We start from the raw sequence: 21,665 nt of genomic DNA, 5'->3' as shown, positions 1-21,665 counted from the left end.
CGTAATCTCGCTCCTGATGGCAACGACCAGTGCACCACCCCGGGCCCAGGAGAGCGGAGCCGCCCCGCGGCGCCGCTCCGCCACCCGTTCGCTGCTGCGGCTGTGGCCGTATGTGCGCCCGGTGCGGGCTCGGCTGTTCACCGCGGTCCCGGTGGCGATCGTGGCCTCCTGTCTGGGGCTGGCGATCCCGCTGGTCCTCAAGTGGATGGTGGACGGGCCCGTCGCCGACCGCGATCCGGGCGGGGTGTGGCTGGGCGGCGCCCTGCTGCTGGCGCTCGGGATGGCCGAGGCCGGGCTGTTCGGGCTGCGGCGCTGGCTGGTGGCCCGGCCGCTGGCGTCCGTCGAGGCGGAGATGCGCGCCGGTCTGTACCGCCATCTCCAGCGGCTGCCGGTCTCCTTCCACGACCGCTGGGCCTCCGGTCAGCTGCTGTCGCGCGCCACCACCGATCTGATGCTGCTGCGGATGTTCCTGGCCTTCCCGCTCACCTTCCTGGTGGTCAACGGGGTGACCATCCTGGCCGGGTTCGTACTGCTGTTGTCGCAGGAATGGACGCTGGGACTGGTTCTGGTGGTCCCGGCGGTGCCGCTGATGGTCCTCTGCTCGTACTTCGAGAAGCGCTACGCGACCGTCGCCCGCGCCGTCCAGGACCAGACCGGCGATCTGACCACGGTGGTCGAGGAGGGGGTGCTCGGGGTCCGGATCGTCAAGGGCTTCGGCCGCCACCGCAGCCAGGCCCGCGCCTTCCGGACGCTGTCGCGGGGCGTCCGGAAGACCGAGCTGCACAAAGCCGGGCTGCTGGCCGGCATCTGGGCGCTGATCATGACGCTGCCGGAGCTGGCGATCGGCGCGGCGCTGGTGCTGGGCACGGTGCGGGTGGCCGACGGTGAGCTGTCCGCGGGCACCCTGGTGGCCTTCCTGTCCACGGCGATGACGCTGCGCTGGCCGGTGGAGTCGCTCGGCTTCCTGCTCGCGATGAGCCAGGACGCGGCGACCGCGACCGACCGCTACTTCGAGGTGATGGGCGAGGTCCCGGCCGCGGCCGCCGACCGGCCCGCGCCCGCCGGGGAGGCCGTGGTGCCCCGGCAGCGGGACCGGTCCGGCGGCGGACTGCGGTTCGAGGGCGTGGAGTTCGCCCATCCGGACGCGCCCGTGGACGCCCCGCCGGTGCTGCGCGGTGTGGATCTGCACATCCGTCCCGGCGAGACCATGGCGCTGGTCGGCGCCACCGGCTCCGGCAAGACCACGCTGACCGCGCTGGTGCCCCGGCTCCAGGAGCCCACCCGCGGCCGGATCACCCTGGACGGACGGGATATCACCGCACTCCCCCGCGAGGAACTGCGGGCCCTGGTCGCGGTCGCCTTCGAGGAGCCCACCCTGTTCTCCGCGACCGCCGGGGAGAACGTGCTGATGGGCGCGGACGGCGCCGAGCGGGCCGATCTGCTGCGCGCCCTGGAGGTGGCCCAGGCCGACTTCGTGCACGCGCTGCCGGAGGGCGACCGGACTCAGGTCGGTGAGCAGGGGCTGAGCCTGTCCGGCGGACAGCGGCAGCGGCTCGCGCTGGCCCGGGCCGTCGTCGGGCGGCCGCGCTTCCTGGTGCTCGACGATCCGCTGTCCGCGCTGGACGTCCATACCGAGGCGCTGGTGGAGGCCGCGCTGCGGCAGGTGCTGGCCACCACGACGGCGCTCGTCGTCGCCCACCGCCCCTCCACCGTGCTGCTCGCCGACCGGGTCGCGCTGCTCTCCGAGGGCCGGATCACCGCCGTCGGCACCCATCAGCAACTGCTGCGTGACAGCGCCGAGTACCGGCACCTGATGTCCGGGGAGGAGAGCTCGGGGGACGGGGGCTCGGGGGGCTCCGGGCACGAGGGCTCCCGGCACGAGGGCGAGAAGGGGGAGGACCACCGATGACCACGACCGCGACGGGCCCGCCGACGGCGGAGGACGACGAGCGGGGCGGTGGCGCACGCACCGCGCCGCCCGCGGCGGGGAGCGCGGACCGGGCCGAGGCCGATCCGTTCGACGGCGATGCGCTGCCCGCCCCCAAGGGCGCCTCATTCGCGCTGCTGCGCTCGCTGCTCTCCCCGCACCGGCCCCGTGTCTGGCTGACCACCGTGCTGCTGCTCCTCCAGCAGGCCGCCGTACAGGCCGGTCCGCTGCTGGTGGCGTACGCGATCGACCGCGCGGTGCCCGCCTTCCGCGACGGCGACCGGGGGCCGCTGATCGCGGTCGGCGCGGGCTATCTGGGCTGTGCGCTGGCCTCCGGCGCCCTCCAGTACGCGTTCATCCGCTCCTGGGCCCGGATCAGCCAGGACGTACTGCTGGAGGTGCGCGGCCGGATCTTCCGCCATGCCCAGGTCCTCAGCGTGGACTTCCACGAGCGCTACACCTCCGGGCGGCTGATCTCGCGTGCCACCACCGATGTCGAATCGCTGCGCGAACTGCTCAACGAGGGGCTCGAGGAGCTGCTCGGCGTCGCCCTGGCGGCCGTCTACATCTCGGCCACACTGCTGTATCTGGACTGGGGTCTCGGTGGCGCGGCGGTGCTCTCCTTCTGGCCGCTGTACCTGCTCATCCGCTCCTTCCAGCGCCGCTCCATGCGGGTGTACCGCGAGCGGTCGACGGCCATCGCCGCCGTCATCGTGGCGTTCACCGAGACCATGAACGGCATCCGCCCGGTGCAGGCGTTCCGCCGGGAGCGCGCCAATGACGCCCGCTTCCATGAGCTGAACCGCCGCCATGAGCGGTCCAACGGCGACGCGATCCTGGAGATGGCGCGCTATGTGGTCGGCTCCCGGCTGGTGGCCAACACGGCGGTGGCCGCGCTCGTGCTGTGGGGCGCCCACCGGGTCGCCTCCGGCGGGCTCGCGCTCGGGGTGCTGGCCGCGGCGGCGCTCTATCTGCGCAGGCTCTACGACCCGATCGACCGGCTCGGGATGTTCCTCAACTCCTATCAGTCGGCGGCCGCTTCGCTGGAGAAGATCGCGGGCCTGCTGGCGCAGCGGCCCTCCGTACCCGAGCCCGCCGACCCCACGCCGCTGCCGCCGCGCCCGGCGGACGCCCCGGGCCGGGAGGTCGTCTTCGACGCGGTGCGCTTCGCCTACCGCACCGGCGGCGAGGTGCTGCCCCGCTTCGGGCTGACCCTGCCCGCCGGGCAGACGGTGGCGGTGGTGGGCGCCACCGGCGCGGGCAAATCCACCCTGGCCAAGCTGCTCGCCCGGTTCTACGACCCCACCGAGGGGCGGGTGCTGCTGGACGGGGTGGATCTGCGCGGCCTCGCCACCCCCGAGCTGCGGCGCGGGGTGGTGATGGTGACGCAGGAGGCGTTCCTGTTCTCCGGCACGGTCGCGGACAACATCGCCATCGGCCGCCCGGACGCCACCCGCGCGGAGGTCGAGCGGGCGGCCAAGGCGATCGGCGCCCATGACTTCATCACCGCCCTGCCCGACGGCTACGACACCGACGTCCGCAAGCGCGGTGGCCGGATCTCGGCGGGCCAGCGTCAGCTGGTGGCCTTCGCCCGGGCGCTGCTCGCCGATCCTTCGGTGCTCATCCTCGACGAGGCCACCTCCTCCCTCGACATCCCGGGCGAGCGCGCGGTGCAGCACGCCATGCACACGGTGCTGCGCGGCCGGACCGCCGTGGTCATCGCGCACCGGCTGTCCACCGTCGAGATCGCCGACCGGGTGCTGGTGATGGCCGACGGCCGGATCGTGGAGGACGGCGCACCGGATGAACTCATCTCCGGCGAGGGCCGGTTCGCCGCGCTGCACCAGGCGTGGCGGGACAGTCTCGTATGAGCCCGGTGGACGCGTACGGCGAACCGGGCACCCCGGACCGCCGGGGCCCCGGACGGTACCTGTGGTGGCTGCTGGCCCGGCAGCCGCACCGCGCCGCCGCGGGCGCGGCGCTGGGCACGGTGTGGATGGTGCTGCTGGCGCTCAGCCCGTATGTGCTCTCCCGCGCCATCGACGACGGACTGGTGCCCGGGGACACGGCGGCGCTGACCGGCTGGGTCGCGGTGCTGCTGGGCATCGGGGTGTTCAACGCCTGGGTGAGCGTGATGCGGCACCGCACCATGACCCGGCTGCGGATGGACGCCAATCTGCGCACCGTCAAAGTGGTGGTGGGGCAGACGACCCGGCTGGGTGCCGCGCTGTCCCGGCAGACCGCCACCGGCGAGGTGGCCACCATCGGCATCAGCGATGTCCAGCAGATCAGCCAGTCGCTGACCGTGGTCGGCCCCGGGCTGGGCGCGGCGGTGGCGTATGCGGTGGTGGCCGGGCTGCTGCTGGCGGTCTCCCCGCTGCTCTCGGTGGTGGTGCTGCTGGGGGTGCCGGTGCTGGCGGTGGTGGTCGGCCCGCTGCTGGGGCGGCTCCAGGGCGCGGAGGGGGCGTACCGCGAGCGGCAGGGGGAGCTGACCGCCCGGATCGCGGATCTCGCCGGAGGGCTGCGGGTGCTGGGCGGCCTCGGCGGCAAGGAGCTGTTCGCCGACGCCTTCCGGCTCCGGTCACGGGAGTTACGGGACCGGGGTTACCGGGTCGGCGCGGTGACCAGCTGGATCCAGGCCCTGGGCGTGGGCGGACCCGCGCTGTTCCTCGCGGTGGTCACCTGGCTGGCGGCCCGGCCGGCCGCACAAGGCGAGCTCACCGTGGGCGAGTTGGTCTCGGTCTACGGCTATGTGGCGATGCTCGCGATGCCGGTGGCGTTCCTGCTGGAGTGCTGCTACCAGATCAGCCGTGGTCTGGTCGCCGCCCGCCGGGTGGTGCGCTTCCTGTCCCTGGAGCCGGACGCCACCGGCGGGGCGACGGGGGACGCCCCGGTGGAGCCGTCCGTACTGCGCGATCCGGCGTCCGGGGTCGAGGTGCGGCCGGGCGCGCTGACCGCGCTGGTGTCCGCCCGGCCCGCGGAGTCCGCCGCGGTACTGGACCGGCTCGGCGGGTTCACGGAGTCGGAGGCCACCTGGGGCGCGGTACGGCTGGACGAGGTGGCGGTGGATCAGGTGCGGGCGCGGATCCTGCTCGCGGACCACGAGGCCGATCTCTTCGCGGGCCCCTTGCGCGAGGTGGTCAGCGGGCGTACGGACCGCGATGAGGCGGAGATCCGCCGGGCACTGCGTACGGCCGTGGCGCGGGATATCGCCGACGCGCTGCCGGACGGCCTGGATTCGGCGGTAGAGGCCCAGGGGCGGAATCTCTCCGGCGGGCAGCGGCAGCGGATCCGGCTGGTGCGGGCGCTGCTGGCCGACCCCGAGGTGCTGATGCTGTCCGAGCCCACCTCGGCGCTGGACGCGCATACCGAGGCGGCGGTCGCGGAGCGGCTGCGCACCGCGCGGTCCGGCCGGACGACGGTGGTCACCAGCACCTCACCGCTGCTGCTGGCGCGGGCGGACAGGGTGTACTACCTGGTCGACGGGAAGGTGGCGGCCGTCGGCGCGGGCCATCACAGGCTGCTGGCGCAGGAGCCCGGCTATCGACGGCTGGTCTCCCGCGGTGGCGAGGAGGGGGCGGCGGACATGTGGTGTGAGGAGGACGCCCGATGACGGCGCCGAGGTCCCTGCCCGTCGCCGGTCCGGCCCGGGTGCGCCGGGCGGCGGCCCTGCTGATCGCCGCCGACAAGCGGGCGTTCGCCCTCGTCCTGCTGCTCAACGGGCTGGCGGCGGTGGCGGCGCTGGCCGGTCCGTGGCTGGTCGGCCGGATCGTGGACCGGGTCCGGGAGGGCGCCGGGGCGGCCGCGGTGGACCGGCTGGCCGGCGCCCTCGTGGTGTGCGCGCTCGTGCAGCTGCTGCTGGCGCGCTGGGCCCGGTACACCGCGCACCGGTTCGGGGAGCGCACCCTGGCCCGGGTGCGCGAGGGGTTCGTGGACCGGGCCCTGGCGCTGCCCGCCTCGGTGGTGGAGCGCGCGGGCACCGGGGATCTGACGGCCCGTGGCACCGCGGATGTGACCGCGGTCGGCACCACTCTGCGGGATGTGGGGCCGGAGATGCTGATCGCCGCGGTACAGGTGCTGTTCGTCTTCGGGGCGCTGTTCGTCCTCGATCCGGTGCTCGGTGGGTGCGGGGCGCTGGGACTGATGGGCATCTGGTTCGCCGTGCGCTGGTATCTGCGGCGGGCCCGCACCGCGTATCTGGCGGAAGGCGCGGCCAACTCGGCACTGGCCGAGATCCTCACGGCCACCGCCGCCGGGGCCCGTACGGTCGACGCCTTCGGACTCCAGCGGCGACGGATCGGGGCCAGCCGGGAGGCGATCGCCGCCTGCCGCCGCACCCGGCTGCGGACGCTGTCGCTGCGCAGCCGGTTCTTCCCGGCGGTGGAGATCTGCTACCTCGTCCCGGTGGCGGGGGTGCTGCTGGTCGGCAGTGTGCTGCACCGCCACTCCGTGGTGAGCGTGGGCGCCGTGGTGGCCGCCGCGCTGTATCTGCGGCAGCTGACCGAACCGCTGGACGTGGTGCTGATGGGGGTGGAGCAACTCCAGAGCAGCGGTGCCTCGTTCGCCCGGGTCGAGGGCGTGGGCCAGGCCCCGTCGGCGGTCCCGGACACCGCGGTGGTCCCGGACGGCGACCGGATCGAGGTGTCCGGGGTGGCTTACGCGTACGAGGGCGGGGGCGATGTGCTGCACGGCGTCGGGCTCACGGTGCGGCCCGGTGAGCGGCTGGCCCTGGTCGGTCCGTCCGGTGCGGGCAAGACCACGCTGGGGCGGCTCATGGCGGGGATCGACGCACCGCGCACCGGCACGGTGACGGTCGGCGGCGTCCCGGTCTCCCGGCTCGGTCCCGAGCAGTTGCGGCGGCAGATCGTGCTGGTCACCCAGGAGCACCATGTGTTCCTGGCGACCCTCCGGGACAATCTGCTGATCGCCGCGCCCTCGGCCACCGACGCCGAACTGCGCGCCGCGCTCACGGCCGTCGGCGCCGACTGGTACGACGAGCTGCCGTCCGGCCTGGACACCGAACTGGGCCCGTCGGCCCATCCGGCGGACGGGGCGCAGGCGCAGCAACTTGCCCTGGCCCGAGTGGTCCTGGCGGATCCGCACACCTTGATCCTCGACGAGGCCACCGCCCTGCTGGACCCCGGCACCGCCCGCCGCGCCGAACGGGCGCTGGCCGCCGTCCTCCAGGGCCGGACGGTGATCGCCATCGCCCACCGGCTGCACACCGCGCATGACGCGGACCGGGTGGCGGTGATGGAGGACGGCCGACTCACCGAACTGGGCACCCATGACGCGCTGGTGGCCCGTGGCGGGGCCTATGCCGCGCTCTGGCACTCCTGGCACGGCGACGCCCCCGCGCCGCCGTCCACCTGAGCCGCGGCCCGGCGCTCCAGCCCAGGGACGGGGCGTCGGCCTCGGCGGCGAAGCGGCCCCGGTGCGCTCCCGGCGCTGCGGCGGTACGCCCTCGACGGCCGCCCGCGACCGGGGCGCGCTCTTCCTCGAACCGGGCCCGGACCGCAGCGGGCGAACCCCCGGCGCGGCCGGCGCCGTTCGGCATGGGCCAGGAGCCCAGCGGCTCCGGCGCGGCCCAGCCGGACGGCACGATGCCAGGAGGCAGAGGCACCGCTGACATCCCACCGTCTCGCCAGACGTCCGGAATAACACCACGTCTTCCGAAATACGGACACAGCACATATGTCAACGGACAGTTTCCAGTCAATCTTTGTCGCGACCCTGACAGGTTGAATCGATCGGTGGGACTCTTCCCTCGGCTGAGACAGCGGTCCGACCGTCTGTCGTCGCACCAAAGACAGCCACCCCCCACCGCACCTCAAAGATCTGCTTGTTCTGCCTCGCCCTGCCCGGACGGCGACCCAGCCGCCCGGTCGTCCCGGCCGCGCCGTCGCGCGGCCAGCGCAGAAGGAGTAAGCGTGAGATCACTCCCCCAACGACAGCTCAGACCCGGCTCCCGCGGACCCGGCCGGCGTGCCGTCGCGACCGGCGCGCTCGTCGCGGCCGCCACGATGATCGCCGTCAGTGTGCAGGCCGGTACGGCGTCCGCCCGCCCGGACGGATCGGGCTCCGCGCCCGCCGCCGGGACGATGGCCGTCAAGGCGGACCCGGGCGCCCTGCCGGTCAAGCTCTCCCCCGCCCAGCACACCGCGCTGCTGCGGGACGCCGAGGCCGCCACCGGCTCCACCAGCCGGACCCTGGGCCTGGGTGCCAAGGAGAAGCTGGTCGTCAGGGACGTCGTCAAGGACGTCGACGGGACCACCCACACCCGCTACGAGCGCACCTACGCCGGACTTCCGGTGCTCGGCGGCGACCTGGTCATCGACCGGGCGAAGAGCGGCACGGTGCGGTCGATCACCAAGTCGACCAAGGCGCGGGTCAAGGTTCCCACCACGAGCGCCACCGTCAAGGCCGCCACCGCGGAGAAGGCCGCCGTCAACGCGGCGAAGGCGCAAGGGTCGAAGAAGACCGCGGCCGACCGCGCCCCGCGCAAGGTGATCTGGGCCGCGAACGGCACTCCGATGCTGGCGTACGAGACCGTGGTCGGGGGCCTCCAGGAGGACGGCACCCCCAACGAGCTCCACGTCATCACCGACGCCACCACCGGCAAGAAGCTGTACCAGTACCAGGCCGTCCAGAACGGCACCGGCAACAGCCAGTACAGCGGCCAGGTCACCCTCGGCACCTCGGGCAGCTCCGGCTCGTACAACATGACCGACGGCGGGCGCGGCGGGCACAAGACGTACAACCTCAACCGCGGCACCTCGGGCACCGGCACGCTCTACACCGACGCGGACGACGTCTGGGGCAACGGCACCAACTCCGACGCCGCGACCGCCGGGGTGGACGCCCACTACGGCGCCGCCGAGACCTGGGACTACTACAAGAACGTCCACGGGCGTTCGGGCATCCGGGGCGACGGCGTCGGCGCCTACTCCCGGGTCCACTACAGCACCGGCTATGTCAACGCCTTCTGGCAGGACTCCTGCTTCTGTATGACCTACGGCGACGGGCAGGGCAGCGCCAAGCCGCTCACCTCCATCGACGTGGCGGCACACGAGATGACGCACGGCGTCACCGCGGCCACCGCCAAGCTGGTCTACAGCGGGGAGTCCGGCGGCCTCAACGAGGGCACCTCCGACATCTTCGCCGCCGCCGTGGAGTTCTACGCCAACAACACCAAGGACCCGGGCGACTACCTGGTCGGCGAGAAGATCGACATCAACGGCGACGGCACCCCGCTGCGCTACATGGACAAGCCCAGCAAGGACGGGGCTTCCAAGGACAGCTGGTACTCCGGGGTCGGCAACGTGGACGTGCACTACTCGTCCGGTATCGCCAACCACTTCTTCTATCTGCTCTCCGAGGGCAGCGGCGCCAAGGAGATCAACGGCGTCAAGTACGACAGCCCCACCTACGACAACGTCCCGGTGACCGGAATCGGCCGGGAGAACGCCGAGAAGGTGTGGTTCAAGGCGCTGAGCCAGCGCATGACCTCCAACACCAACTACGCGGGCGCGCGTGACGCCACCCTGTGGGCGGCGGGCGAGCTGTTCGGCCAGGGCAGCGCGCAGTACAACGCGGTGGCCAACGCCTGGGCCGGGGTCAATGTGGGCACCCGGATCGCCGACGGCGTCTCGGTCACCGGCCCCGGCGACCAGACCAGCATCGTGGGCCAGCCGGTCAGCCTCCAGATCAAGGCCAGCAGCTCCAACACGGGGGCGCTGACCTACGCCGCCACCGGGCTGCCCGCCGGTCTTTCGATCAACTCCTCGTCCGGTCTGATCTCCGGCACCCCGACCGCCACCGGTGCCAGCGCGGTGACGGTCACGGTGACCGACTCCAAGAGCAAGAGCGGCACGGCGTCCTTCACCTGGACCGTGAACACCACCGGCGGCAGCGTCTTCGAGAACACGACGCATGTGGCCATCCCGGACGCGGGCGCGGCCGTCACCTCGCCCATCACGGTGAGCCGGCCCGGGAACGCGCCCTCGGGCCTCAAGGTGGGCGTGGACATCTCGCACACCTACCGCGGTGACCTGGTGATCGACCTGGTGGCCCCGGACGGCACCGCGTACCGGCTGAAGGACTCCAGCCTCTTCGACTCGGCGGCCGATGTGAAGACCACCTACACGGTCGACGCCTCGTCCGAGACCGCGTCCGGGACCTGGAAGCTCAAGGTGCAGGACGTGTACGGGCAGGACACCGGCACCATCAACAGCTGGAAGCTCACCTTCTGACCGTGGTTCAGTGAACCGCGCCCGATGAGGGTGTGACCCTTCCCACACAGCAGGCGCCGCCAGGGGTGGCCCGACTCCCCCTGGCGGCGCCTCCATGCGTGCGCCCCTCCGTGCGCCCAGCAGCCGCCGCAGCAGGGCTACTTGGCCGTAACAAGCCCCCGTACGCCCCCTCGCGCCCCCGTCGTGGACCACGGACGGGGGCCGCGGCCTGCTCCGTTGCATCCGGTATCCGGAGAATGATCAACATTCAACGAACATTTTCCGGCCGTCCTGGCGCCAAACCAGTGACATGTCCTCGACTTGTATGACAGTCTGCCGAGGCATTACGCACCTCTTGTTCAGCACCGGGCCGCACTTCCCCGCTGCCCGGCGCTGACCCCCCCACAGCTTGAGGAGATTCGCGTGAGCAAGACGTTCACCATGCCCATATCCCGTGGCGGCAAGCGCCGTTCCGCCATCGCCGCCGGTGCGGCGGTCGCCGCGGCGGCCCTGCTGGCCACCGGAATGACCACCGGCTCGGCCGGTGCCGCACCGGCCAAGGACACCGTCCGCACCGGAGCGCTGTCCGCCAAGCTGACCGCGTCGGCTCGTGCCGAGCTGATGCGCGACGCCAACGCCACCAAGGTGGAGACCGCGAAGACCCTTGGCCTGGGCGCCAAGGAGAAGCTGGTCGTCAAGGATGTCATCAAGGACAAGGACGGCACCGTCCACACCCGGTACGACCGCACCTACGCCGGTCTGCCCGTCCTCGGTGGCGACCTGATCGTCCACGAGGCGAAGGGCAAGAAGGGCGGCGACGCCAGAAGCGTCACCAAGGCCACCAAGTCCGCCATCAAGGTCGCCACCACCGCCTCGATCGCCCCGACCAGCGCGGCCAAGACGGCGGTCAAGGCGGCCAAGGCCGACGGCGCCAAGAAGGCCACCGCCGAGACCCCGCGCAAGGTCGTCTGGGCCGCCAACGGCAAGCCGGTGCTCGCCTTCGAGACCGTGGTCGGCGGTGTCCAGAAGGACGGCACGCCCAACCAGCTGCACGTCATCACCGACGCCTCCACCGGTAAGAAGCTCTTCCAGTTCCAGGACATCAAGACCGGCACGGGCGAGAGCCAGTACTCCGGTTCGGTCGAGCTGGGCACCTCCAAGGAGGGCAACGGCTTCACCCTGACCGACGCCGACCGCGGTGGTCACAAGACCACCAACCTCGAGAACAAGGAGGACGGCGAGGGCAAGGCGTTCACCGACGAGGACGACAAGTGGGGCAACGGCAAGGGTGACGACCCGCAGACCGCGGCCGTCGACGCCCAGTACGGTGCCGCTGTCACCTGGGACTACTACAAGAACGTGCACGGCCGTAACGGCATCGCCGACGACGGCAAGGGCGCGTACTCCCGGGTCCACTACGGCGACAGCTACGTCAACGCCTTCTGGGACGACGAGTGCTTCTGCATGACGTACGGCGACGGTGAGGGCAACAAGGCTCCGCTCACCGCCCTCGACGTCGCGGCGCACGAGATGTCGCACGGTGTCACCTCGAAGACCGCCGGTCTGGAGTACACCGGTGAGTCCGGCGGCCTGAACGAGGCCACCTCCGACATCTTCGGCACCTCGGTGGAGTTCTCCGCCAAGAACAAGGAAGACGTCGGCGACTACCTCATCGGCGAAGAGATCAACATCAACGGCGACGGCACCCCGCTGCGCTACATGGACAAGCCGAGCAAGGACGGCCAGTCCGCGGACAACTGGTCCGACGATGTCGGCAACCAGGACGTGCACTACTCGTCCGGTGTCGCCAACCACTTCTTCTACCTGCTCTCCGAGGGCAGTGGCGCCAAGGAGATCAACGGCGTCAAGTACGACAGCCCGACCGCGGACGACAAGAAGGTCGAGGGCATCGGCCGCGACAAGGCCGAGAAGATCTGGTACAAGGCGCTCACCACGTACATGACGTCCACCACGGACTACAAGGCCGCCCGTGAGGCGACCGTGAAGGCCGCCAACGACCTCTTCGGCGCCGACGGTGCCGAGACCAAGGCCGTGGAAGCCGCCTGGGCCGGGGTCAACGTCAAGTAAAACAAGCGGAGTTGGGCTCACCACATAGCCGGTGCCCGGGGCAATCGCCCCGGGCGCCGGTATGTTTTCTTCACCGCAAAGACACATCTTTGCCGTGTTGGACGGCATGCCCTCCAACTTCCCATGACAACAGGAGATACGCGTGGATTCACGCTCGACCTCTGTCATAACCGGAACCCGCCGCAGACGCCGCGCCGCCCTGACCGCCGGAGCGGCGACCGTGGCCGCCTCGCTCCTCGCCGCCGGGTTCACCACCGGCGCCGCGGACGCGGCCACCCCGAAGTCCACCGCCACCGGCGCCCAGCCCCTGACGCTCTCCGCCTCGGTCCGCGCCGAGCTGCTCCGCGAGGCGGGCGCCGGTACGGTCTCCACCGCCACCTCGCTGGGGCTGGGCGGCAAGGAGAAGCTGATCGTCCGCGATGTGGTCAAGGACGCCGACGGCGCCACCCACACCCGCTATGAGCGCACCTACGCCGGACTGCCCGTCCTCGGCGGCGACCTGGTCGTCCACACCTCCGCGAGCGGCGCCGCCGACGGTGTCACCAAGGCCACCGACGCGAGGATCGCGGTGTCCGACACCCGCGCCTCCCTCGCCCCCTCGGACGCCCGGCGGACCGCGCTGAGCGCCGCGAAGTCCTCGGCCGGCGCCAAGGCCGGGACCGAGCGCGCGCCCCGCAAGGTGATCTGGGCCGCCACCGGCAAGCCGGTGCTCGCCTACGAGACCGTGGTGCGCGGTGTCCGGAAGGACGGCACCCCCAGCCGGACGCACATCGTCACCGACGCCGACACCGGCGCCGGGCTCTACTCCTACGAGGCCATCGAGACCGGCACCGGTACCGGCCAGCACAACGGCAAGGTGCCCGTCGGCACCGTCAAGAGCGGCAGCCAGTGGCTGATGAAGGACACTGCCCGCGGTGGCCATATGACCTACAACCTCAAGCACAAGGAAGAGGGCAAGGGGTCGAAGTTCCTGGACCCCGACAACGTCTGGGGCAACGGCAAGCCCACCATCGCCCAGACCGCCGCCGTGGATGTCCACTACGGCGCCGCCATGACGTGGGACTACTACAAGAAGGTGCTGCACCGTAACGGCATCCGGAACAACGGCAAGGCCGCGTACTCGCGCGTCCACTTCAGCGACGCGTACGTCAACGCGTTCTGGGACGACGAGTGCTTCTGCATGACCTACGGCGACGGCCAGGACAACAAGAACCCGCTCACCTCGCTCGATGTCGCGGGCCACGAGATGAGCCACGGTCTGACCTCCGCCACCGCCAATCTGGAGTACAGCGGTGAGTCCGGCGGGCTGAACGAGGCCACCTCCGACATCTTCGGCACGGCGGTCGAGTTCTACGCCAAGAACGCCAAGGACCCGGGTGACTACCTCATCGGCGAGAAGATCGACATCAATGGCGACGGCACCCCGCTGCGCTACATGGACAAACCGAGCAAGGACGGCTACTCCTACGACTACTGGAAACGCGGCGTCGGCGACGACGATCCGCACTTCACCTCCGGTATCGCCAACCACTTCTACTACCTGCTGGCCGAGGGCAGCGGGCGGAAGGTCATCGGCGGGGTGACCTACGACAGCCCGACCAAGGACGGCCGCACCGTCAAGGGCATCGGGCGCGCCAAGGCCGAGCAGATCTGGTACAAGGCGCTCACCTCGTATATGACCTCGACCACCACCTACGCCAAGGCCCGTACCGCCACCCTCAAGGCGGCCAAGGCCCTGTACGGCGCGAACAGCACCGAGTACAAGGCGGTCGACAACGCCTGGGGCGGCGTGAACGTCACCTAGTCCCCGGCCGGGCGGGCTCCTCAGCCCGCCCGGCTCCCGCCCCGCCGGTCCCCGGCCCCGGCGTCCCGGCACGCCTGCTGGTTCTCCGGGATCGAGCAGGGCAGATGACCGTGTTTCTCGATGAGGTTCCGCCCGGTGTCCTGGGCCAGGTAGTCGAGGAACTTGGAGGTGAGGGAATTGGCCGGGGGCGTGCCGTAGGTGGAGGCGTACTCGGGCTCCCAGAAGGGGTACGACCGTGTCCGGACCGCGCCGGTGGACGGCCGGTGTCCGCCCAGGCTCACCAGATCGACCCGGCCGTGTGCCGCGTCCACCTCGGCGGTGTGCAGTTCGGCATAGCCGATCGCGCCCGGCGTCCGCGCCACCACCCCCAACACCTCTCGTGTGCTGTCGAGTTCACAGCGCACCACCGTGTCCTCGGCGAATTTCGGCTTCCGGCAGTCGTCGGAGGTCCGCGAGGTCTCATTGCCGCCCAGCACCCGGCCCTCGAACACCCCCCGGGTCCCCGATCGCGCGTCCCGGCTCACCAGCCGGACCGGGATGTCGGGGCCGCCGGGCAGCTGCTTCCAGTTGGTGATCCGGCCCGAGTAGAGCCCGCGCAGATCCTTCAGGGTGAGATCCCGCATCCGGACGTCGTCGTTCACCACCATCGTGAAGACGGACAGCGCCACCAGATGCTCCTTCAGCCGCGGCTGCCCGCCCCCTTGCGGGCCGTCGGAGAAGGAGAGATACGGGGGAAACCCTCCCTTGGCCGCTTCCCCGGCACCGCGCAGGGTCGCCGCCCCGCGCCCGCTGCCCTGGGCGGCCACCTCGACCGTGGTCCCCGCGCAGTCGCCGTGGTACGCCTCGCCCAGATCCCTTGCCACCGGCTCGAACGCGGTGGAGCCCACGATCGTCAGCCGGCCGGTGGCGCACCCCCGGGGAAGCGGCTCCTCCCGCAGCAGCTGGGTACCGAAGGGTGGTCCCGGCACCCGTCAGCAGCACTAGCAGTTTGAAGTGATCCCCCTTGTTCAGCGGGACCCTCGGCAGCGCGATCTCATCGCCACGGCAGATCAGCCCCGGATGCTCGGACGTACCGTTCCGCGGCAGATAGCGGAGCAGATCCGGATGGCTGGGCTCGGTGACCGCGACATCCCGGACGACACGGTGGGGAAACGTGGCGGTCAGCCCGCGGTGCTCGGCCGAGGGCGCGGTGATGTAGTCGTCGACGTCGATGCTGCGGAACCCGTCGTTCTCGATCCTCAGCAGGACGAGGGAGGCCCCGGCCAGCTCCGGGGTGTTCTCCAGCATCCGCAGCCGCTGATGGATGGGCCCGTCGTGGGTGCTGTCGTCTATCAGCGTGTCCATCTGCACGCGGTACCCGATGCGCTTGCGACCCGGGATCAGCCGCTCGTAGGAGAGCCCCCCGACGGTGACGCCGACGCCCAGCAGCGCCAACAGGTTCTCCGGGGCCAGCAGTTGTTCCAGCCACCTCATGGTGTCCCCCCGTACCCGGCATGGCCTCAGGGGGTGAATGTAGGTGCCCATGGCGGAGCCGGGGCCCATGTGGTCCAACCCTCATGCGGTGTTCGTCGAGTGTTCAATTTCGGCGATGGTCCGGCGGCCCGGCGGCGTCATCGGGAACCGTCGTCTCCGCCGCGCCAGGTGGTACGGACCCGGCGCCATGCCTCGATGACCGCGGGCACCTTGGACAGAGTCTCCGCTGCCAGGGTCAGCACGAGCCCGGCCAGACCGAAGGCCGCGAGCACGAGCAGGGTGATGGTGTCCCAGTCCACCAGTTCTCAACCCTTCAGTCGGGTGGTCGAACTGGTGGCCCGGCAGGCTCAGCCCGACCACCGCATACGGTGGTCAGCTGAGGTCCTGCCGACATCCAAGATCTCACGTGCTACGCGGGGCTTCGCCCCGCGGGACCGAGCGTTCCGGCCTGACGGCCGGCTATTTTCGTGCACCACATGACGTCGGACATGGGGTGCAACTCCCCCGTTGCTCCGTGGTCCACCACCAGCCTAGCCCCAACAGGGCTCGGCGCCCAGTCAGTTGAGCGCCACGGGCGGGCGGCCGGCGCGCGGACAAGGCCGAGAACCGCCGCAACCCTCCGTACTCCGCGCGCGGTCGGTATGGCCGATTCCGCCCCCGGGTGCGCCCTTGTCCGGATCTTCGCCGCCACGAGACGCTGACGCACGTCGACTCGGGAGGGGGATCGATCCATGGCACACACCCATGGGCGCCGCCGCCGCACGGCGGGGGCGCTGGCCGCCGCGGTGGCGGTACTGGCACTGGCGCCGCCCGCCGAGGCGGTCCCCGCCCGGGACCAGGGCCGGGGCGCGGCGGTGGACGGCGGTTACATCGTGGCGCTCAAAGACGGTCCGCGGGCGCCGTCGGCCTGCTCCGGACACGGCCGGAGGACCGTGGAGCGCTACGGGGTGAGCATCCGCCGCACCTATCGCACCGCGCTCAACGGCTTCGCGATACGCGCGGACGAGACACAGGCGAGACGGCTGGCGGCCGATCCGGCGGTGGCCTCGGTGACCCCGGACGCGGAGGTGTCGCTGCGCGCGTCCACCGCCCCGAAGCCGTCCCCGCGCACCCAGCCCTATCCCCCGTCCTGGGGCCTGGACCGGATCGACCAGCGGGACCCGGTGCCCGGCGGGCCAGCGGAACGCGCCCTGGACGGGGCGTACTCCGCATCCGCGGACGGCGGGCGCGGTGTCACGGTCTATGTCATCGACTCCGGGGTGCGCGTCTCCCACCGGGACTTCGGCGGCCGGGCCCGCTCCGGCTGGGACTTCGTCGACGACGACCCGGTGGCCGAGGACGGCGACGGCCACGGCACCCATGTGGCCGCCACCGCGGCGGGCACCCGCTTCGGGGTGGCCAAGCGCGCCGACATCGTGGCCGTCCGGGTGCTGGACGACCGCGGCCGGGGCACCAGCGCGCAGGTGCTCGCCGGGCTCGACTGGGTACTGGGGCACGCCGTACGGCCCGCGGTCGTCAATCTGAGCCTGGGGACGACGGATCCGGCACCGGTGCCCGCGTGGGACGCGGCGGTGCGGACCGGGATCGCCTCCGGACTCACCTTCACGGTCGCGGCGGGCAATGAGGGCCTGGCCGCCGGCTCCTCCTCGCCGGGCCGGGTGCGGGAGGCCCTCACGATCGGGGCGACCGACCGCTTCGACCGGCGCCCGGCGTTCTCCAACTGGGGCCCCGCCCTTGATCTGTTCGCGCCCGGCGACCGGATCGTCTCGGCGTCGAACACGAGCGACACGGCGGCGGCCACCCGCTCCGGCACCTCGATGGCCGCACCGCACGTGGCGGGTGCCGCGGCGCTGTATCTGGCCGCCCACCCGTCGGCCTCCCCGGCCCGGGTGGGCGCGGCGCTGACCGCCGCCGCGGGAACCGGTGCGGTACGGGACGCGGGCCGGGGTTCATCGAACCGTCTGCTCCAGGTGGCCAACTGACGTACCGGCGTACTCATGCGACTGGACGGCCCCGCCACGCGCAGCAGCCCGTCCCCTTACCCGGCGTTACGAACCGGTGGTTCACGGGAACGCGGGTTGTCGCCCGGTGCCGCATGGGGAGGCTCTCCCGGCGCGCCCCCATGGCCGACCCCATCCGCCCACCAGAGTGAACGCGGACAGGAGCTGTCATGCCCGCAACCCGTCGCCCGGCGACAGAACCGATACAAAGGACAAAAGCCACCGAAGCACATACATCCGCAACGCCGTCAGGTGATCCTATGATCGGTCGCATTCCCGTCCTGGATATCCGCCCGCTGATCGACTGCGGCCGCCGCCCCGCCAAGGCGGTGGTGGACGAGACCTTCGAGGTCAGTGCCACCGTGTTCCGGGAGGGTCATGACGCGGTCAGCGCCAATGTCATCCTCCGCGATCCGGCCGGCCGCACCGGCCCGTGGACCCCGATGCGCGAACTCGCCCCCGGCACCGACCGCTGGGGCGCCGAGATCACCCCCGGCGCGCCCGGCCGCTGGTCGTACACGGTCGAGGCATGGAGCGATCCGATCGCCACCTGGCGCCACCATGCCGGGATCAAGGTCCCGGCCGGGATCGACACCGATCTGGTCCTGGAGGAAGGCGCCGCGCTGCACGAGAGAGCCGCGGCCGGAGTGCCCAAGAGCGACGGCCGGGAGGCGGTGCTCGGCGCGGTCGACGGGCTGCGCGACGAGCGCCGTCCGGTGGCCGACCGGCTCGCCGCCGCCCTCGCCCCCGATGTCACCGACGCCCTGGACCGCCATCCGCTGCGCGAGCTGGTGACCTCCTCGCGTCCGATGCCGCTCCAGGTCGAGCGGGAGCGCGCGCTGTTCGGCTCGTGGTACGAGCTGTTCCCGCGCTCGGAGGGGGCCAAGATCGCCGAGGGGCGCAGACCGGTCAGCGGCACCCTGCGCACCGCCGCCGACCGGCTGCCCGCCGTGGCCGCCGCCGGTTTCGACGTGGTCTATCTGCCCCCGGTCCACCCCATCGGCACCGCCTTCCGCAAGGGCCCCAACAACACGCTCTCCGCGGGCCCGTACGACGTGGGCTCGCCCTGGGCGATCGGCTCGCCGGACGGCGGACACGACGCGGTCCACCCCGACCTCGGCACCCTGGACGACTTCGACCACTTCGTGACGCGCGCTCAGGAGCTGCGGATGGAGGTGGCGCTGGACTTCGCGCTCCAGTGCTCACCGGACCACCCCTGGGTGGAGAAGCACCCCGAGTGGTTCCACCGGCGCGCCGACGGCACCATCGCCCACGCCGAGAACCCGCCCAAGAAGTACCAGGACATCTATCCGATCGCCTTCGACCAGGACTTCCCCGGCATCGTCCGGGAGACCGAGCGGGTGCTGCGGTTCTGGATGTCCCACGGGGTGCGGATCTTCCGGGTGGACAATCCGCACACCAAACCCGTGGTGTTCTGGGAGAAGGTGATCGGCGACATCAACCGCACCGACCCCGATGTGCTCTTCCTCGCCGAGGCGTTCACCCGCCCCGCGATGATGAACACCCTCGGCGCGATCGGCTTCCAGCAGTCGTACACCTACTTCACCTGGCGCAACACCAAGCAGGAGCTCACCGAGTACCTCACCGGGCTGGCCGGGGAGTCCGCCGCCTGGATGCGGCCCAACTTCTTCGTGAACACCCCCGACATCCTGCACGCCTACCTCCAGGAGGGCGGCCGTCCGGCCTTCGCCGCGCGGGCGGTGCTGGCCGCCACCCTCTCCCCCAGCTGGGGTGTCTACGCGGGCTTCGAACTGTGCGAGAACACCCCGCTGCGCGCCGGGAGCGAGGAGTACCTCGACTCGGAGAAGTACGAGCTGCGGCCGCGCGACTGGGCCGGGGCCGAACGCGAGGGCCACACCCTCACCCCGCTGCTCACCCGGCTGAACCGGGTGCGCCGCCGCCATCCGGCCCTGCGCCGGCTGCGCAACCTCAGATTCCACCACGCCGACAACGACTCCGTCATCGTCTACTCCAAGCGCGCGGGCGACTCGTGCGTACTCACCGTCGTCAACCTGGACCCCCACCACACCCAGGAGGCGACGGTCTCGTTGAACATGCCGGAACTCGGCCTGGAATGGCACGAGTCCGTCCCGGTGCGCGACGAGCTCACCGGCGAGACCTATCACTGGGGCAGGGACAACTTCGTGCGCCTCGAGCCGGGGCGTGAGATGGCCCCCGCGCACATCTTCTCCCTGCGACCGTCCTCACCGATCGGAGGGTCACCCACACCATGATCGTCAACGAGCCCGTACCGGACACCTTCGAGGACACGCCCGCCAAGGACCGTGACCCCGACTGGTTCAAGCGTGCCGTCTTCTACGAGGTCCTGGTCCGCTCCTTCCAGGACAGCAACGGCGACGGCGTCGGCGACCTGAAGGGACTCACGGCCAAACTGGACTATCTCCAGTGGCTGGGCGTGGACTGCCTGTGGCTTCCGCCGTTCTTCGCCTCGCCGCTGCGGGACGGCGGCTACGACGTGGCGGACTACACGGCGGTGCTGCCGGAGTTCGGCGACCTCGCCGACTTCGTCGAGTTCGTCGACGCCGCGCATCAGCGCGGGATGCGCGTGATCATCGATTTTGTCATGAACCACACCAGCGACCAGCATCCGTGGTTCCAGGAGTCCCGCAGCGATCCGGACGGACCCTACGGCGACTACTACGTCTGGGCGGATGACGACAAGCAGTACCAGGACGCCCGCATCATCTTCGTCGACACCGAGGCCTCCAACTGGACCTTTGATCCTGTACGCAAGCAGTACTACTGGCACCGCTTCTTCTCGCATCAGCCGGACCTCAACTTCGAGAACCCCGCCGTCCAGGAGGAAGTACTGGCCGCCCTGCGCTTCTGGCTGGACCTCGGTATCGACGGATTCCGACTCGACGCAGTCCCGTATCTGTATGCCGAGGAAGGCACCGACTGCGAGAACCTGCCCCGGACACATGAGATGCTCCGCCGCGTCCGGGCGGAGATCGACGCCCACTACCCCGACACCGTGCTGCTGGCCGAGGCCAATCAGTGGCCGGAGGACGTCGTCGACTACTTCGGCGACTACGCCAAGGGCGGCGACGAGTGCCATATGGCCTTCCACTTCCCGGTGATGCCGCGCATCTTCATGGCGGTGCGGCGCGAATCGCGCTATCCGGTCTCCGAGATCCTCTCCAAGACCCCGGCCATCCCGTCGGGCTGTCAGTGGGGCATCTTCCTGCGCAACCACGATGAGCTGACGCTCGAGATGGTCACCGACGAAGAGCGCGACTACATGTACGCGGAGTACGCCAAGGATCCACGGATGCGCGCCAACATCGGCATCCGGCGGCGGCTGGCGCCCCTGCTGGACAACGACCGGAACCAGATCGAGCTGTTCACCGCGCTGCTGCTGTCCCTGCCCGGCTCGCCGATCCTCTACTACGGCGACGAGATCGGCATGGGCGACAACATCTGGCTCGGCGACCGCGACGCCGTCCGGACCCCCATGCAGTGGACCCCCGACCGCAACGCGGGCTTCTCCTCCTGCGACCCGGGGCGGCTGTTCCTGCCGACCATCATGGACCCGGTCTACGGCTACCAGGTCACCAATGTGGAAGCGTCCATGAGCAGCCCCTCCTCGCTGCTCCACTGGACCCGCCGGATGATCGAGATCCGTAAGCAGAACCCGGCCTTCGGCCTGGGCAGCTTCACCGAGCTGCCCTCCTCCAACCCGGCCGTGCTCGCCTTCCTGCGCGAGGCGCCCACCACCCGGGACGGCGAGGACGACCTGGTGCTGTGCGTGCACAACTTCTCCCGCTTCGCCCAGCCCACCGAGCTGGATCTGCAAGCCTTCGCCGGACGCCATCCGGTCGAGCTGATCGGCGGGGTGCGCTTCCCGGCCATCGGTGAACTGCCGTATCTGCTGACCCTGGCCGGACACGGTTTCTACTGGTTCCGGCTGCGGCGCAACGACGCCGCCGCCGTGCACCGGGCCGACTGAGCCGACCGTCCCCGCACCCCACCGGGTTTCGGCCACCGATCGCGGCACCACCGCCCGTACGCGTCCCCTCCGGGCGCGTACGGGCGTTTTCGACACCCCGTCATGGGCACTCTGTCCTAGGACCGCCACTGGCGGAGCCGATCGCGCACCC

At 71.1% G+C, this 21,665-nt stretch carries 12 protein-coding genes; 10 read left to right on the top strand and 2 right to left on the bottom strand.

Going from position 1 to position 21,665, the window contains the following annotated elements:
• Positions 1-16: 16 nt before the first annotated feature.
• The 7 genes from AB0C66_RS04685 (at position 17) to AB0C66_RS04655 (ending at position 14,050) form a co-directional block, all read left to right on the top strand.
• Positions 17-1,909 carry an ABC transporter ATP-binding protein gene (locus tag AB0C66_RS04685; protein ID WP_362432754.1) on the top strand — a complete coding sequence of 631 codons (1,893 nt, stop codon included), beginning with the start codon at positions 17-19 and terminating at the stop codon, positions 1,907-1,909.
• Positions 1,906-3,798: an ABC transporter ATP-binding protein gene (locus AB0C66_RS04680; protein WP_362432752.1), complete on the top strand. Its 1,893-nt coding sequence runs from the start codon at positions 1,906-1,908 to the stop codon at positions 3,796-3,798. The genes AB0C66_RS04685 and AB0C66_RS04680 overlap by 4 nt, the downstream gene beginning before the upstream one ends.
• A complete protein-coding gene (locus tag AB0C66_RS04675; RefSeq protein WP_362432750.1) occupies positions 3,795-5,540 on the top strand; it encodes an ABC transporter ATP-binding protein in 1,746 nt (581 codons plus the stop codon). Before AB0C66_RS04680 ends, AB0C66_RS04675 begins: the two co-directional genes overlap by 4 nt.
• Entirely contained in the window at positions 5,537-7,300 is a 1,764-nt protein-coding gene (locus tag AB0C66_RS04670) for an ABC transporter ATP-binding protein (RefSeq protein ID WP_362432748.1), read from the top strand. Before AB0C66_RS04675 ends, AB0C66_RS04670 begins: the two co-directional genes overlap by 4 nt.
• 650 nt (positions 7,301-7,950) lie before the next feature.
• A complete protein-coding gene (locus AB0C66_RS04665; protein ID WP_362433387.1) occupies positions 7,951-10,179 on the top strand; it encodes a M4 family metallopeptidase in 2,229 nt (742 codons plus the stop codon).
• Positions 10,180-10,599: 420 nt separating this feature from the next.
• Positions 10,600-12,246, top strand: coding sequence for a M4 family metallopeptidase (locus tag AB0C66_RS04660; RefSeq protein WP_362433384.1), 1,647 nt, complete (start codon positions 10,600-10,602; stop codon positions 12,244-12,246).
• A gap of 142 nt (positions 12,247-12,388) precedes the next feature.
• The gene (locus tag AB0C66_RS04655) at positions 12,389-14,050 is read left to right on the top strand and encodes a M4 family metallopeptidase (protein ID WP_362432745.1); all 1,662 of its coding nucleotides are present in this window, start codon (positions 12,389-12,391) and stop codon (positions 14,048-14,050) included.
• A gap of 20 nt (positions 14,051-14,070) precedes the next feature.
• Here the strand turns inward: AB0C66_RS04655 and AB0C66_RS04650 are convergent, their stop codons facing one another.
• Both AB0C66_RS04650 and AB0C66_RS04645 read right to left on the bottom strand, forming a co-directional pair.
• Positions 14,071-15,018 carry a substrate-binding domain-containing protein gene (locus AB0C66_RS04650; RefSeq protein WP_362432742.1) on the bottom strand — a complete coding sequence of 316 codons (948 nt, stop codon included), beginning with the start codon at positions 15,016-15,018 and terminating at the stop codon, positions 14,071-14,073.
• Between the two features lie 642 nt (positions 15,019-15,660).
• Entirely contained in the window at positions 15,661-15,822 is a 162-nt protein-coding gene (locus AB0C66_RS04645; RefSeq protein ID WP_362432739.1) for a hypothetical protein, read from the bottom strand.
• Positions 15,823-16,254: 432 nt separating this feature from the next.
• On the opposite strand from AB0C66_RS04645, the gene AB0C66_RS04640 reads away from it, so the two are divergent.
• The 3 genes from AB0C66_RS04640 (at position 16,255) to treS (ending at position 21,514) form a co-directional block, all read left to right on the top strand.
• A complete protein-coding gene (locus AB0C66_RS04640; protein WP_362432736.1) occupies positions 16,255-17,505 on the top strand; it encodes a S8 family peptidase in 1,251 nt (416 codons plus the stop codon).
• Between the two features lie 278 nt (positions 17,506-17,783).
• On the top strand, positions 17,784-19,778 hold the full coding sequence (locus AB0C66_RS04635; protein ID WP_362432733.1) for an alpha-1,4-glucan--maltose-1-phosphate maltosyltransferase: 1,995 nt from the start codon (positions 17,784-17,786) through the stop codon (positions 19,776-19,778).
• Positions 19,775-21,514: a maltose alpha-D-glucosyltransferase gene (gene treS, locus AB0C66_RS04630; protein ID WP_362432730.1), complete on the top strand. Its 1,740-nt coding sequence runs from the start codon at positions 19,775-19,777 to the stop codon at positions 21,512-21,514. The genes AB0C66_RS04635 and treS overlap by 4 nt, the downstream gene beginning before the upstream one ends.
• Positions 21,515-21,665: the final 151 nt, after the last annotated feature.

It is taken from the genome of Streptomyces sp. NPDC048636, assembly GCF_040650655.1.
Lineage (GTDB): Bacteria > Actinomycetota > Actinomycetes > Streptomycetales > Streptomycetaceae > Streptomyces.
This window is presented reverse-complemented; position numbering and strand designations above follow the sequence as displayed.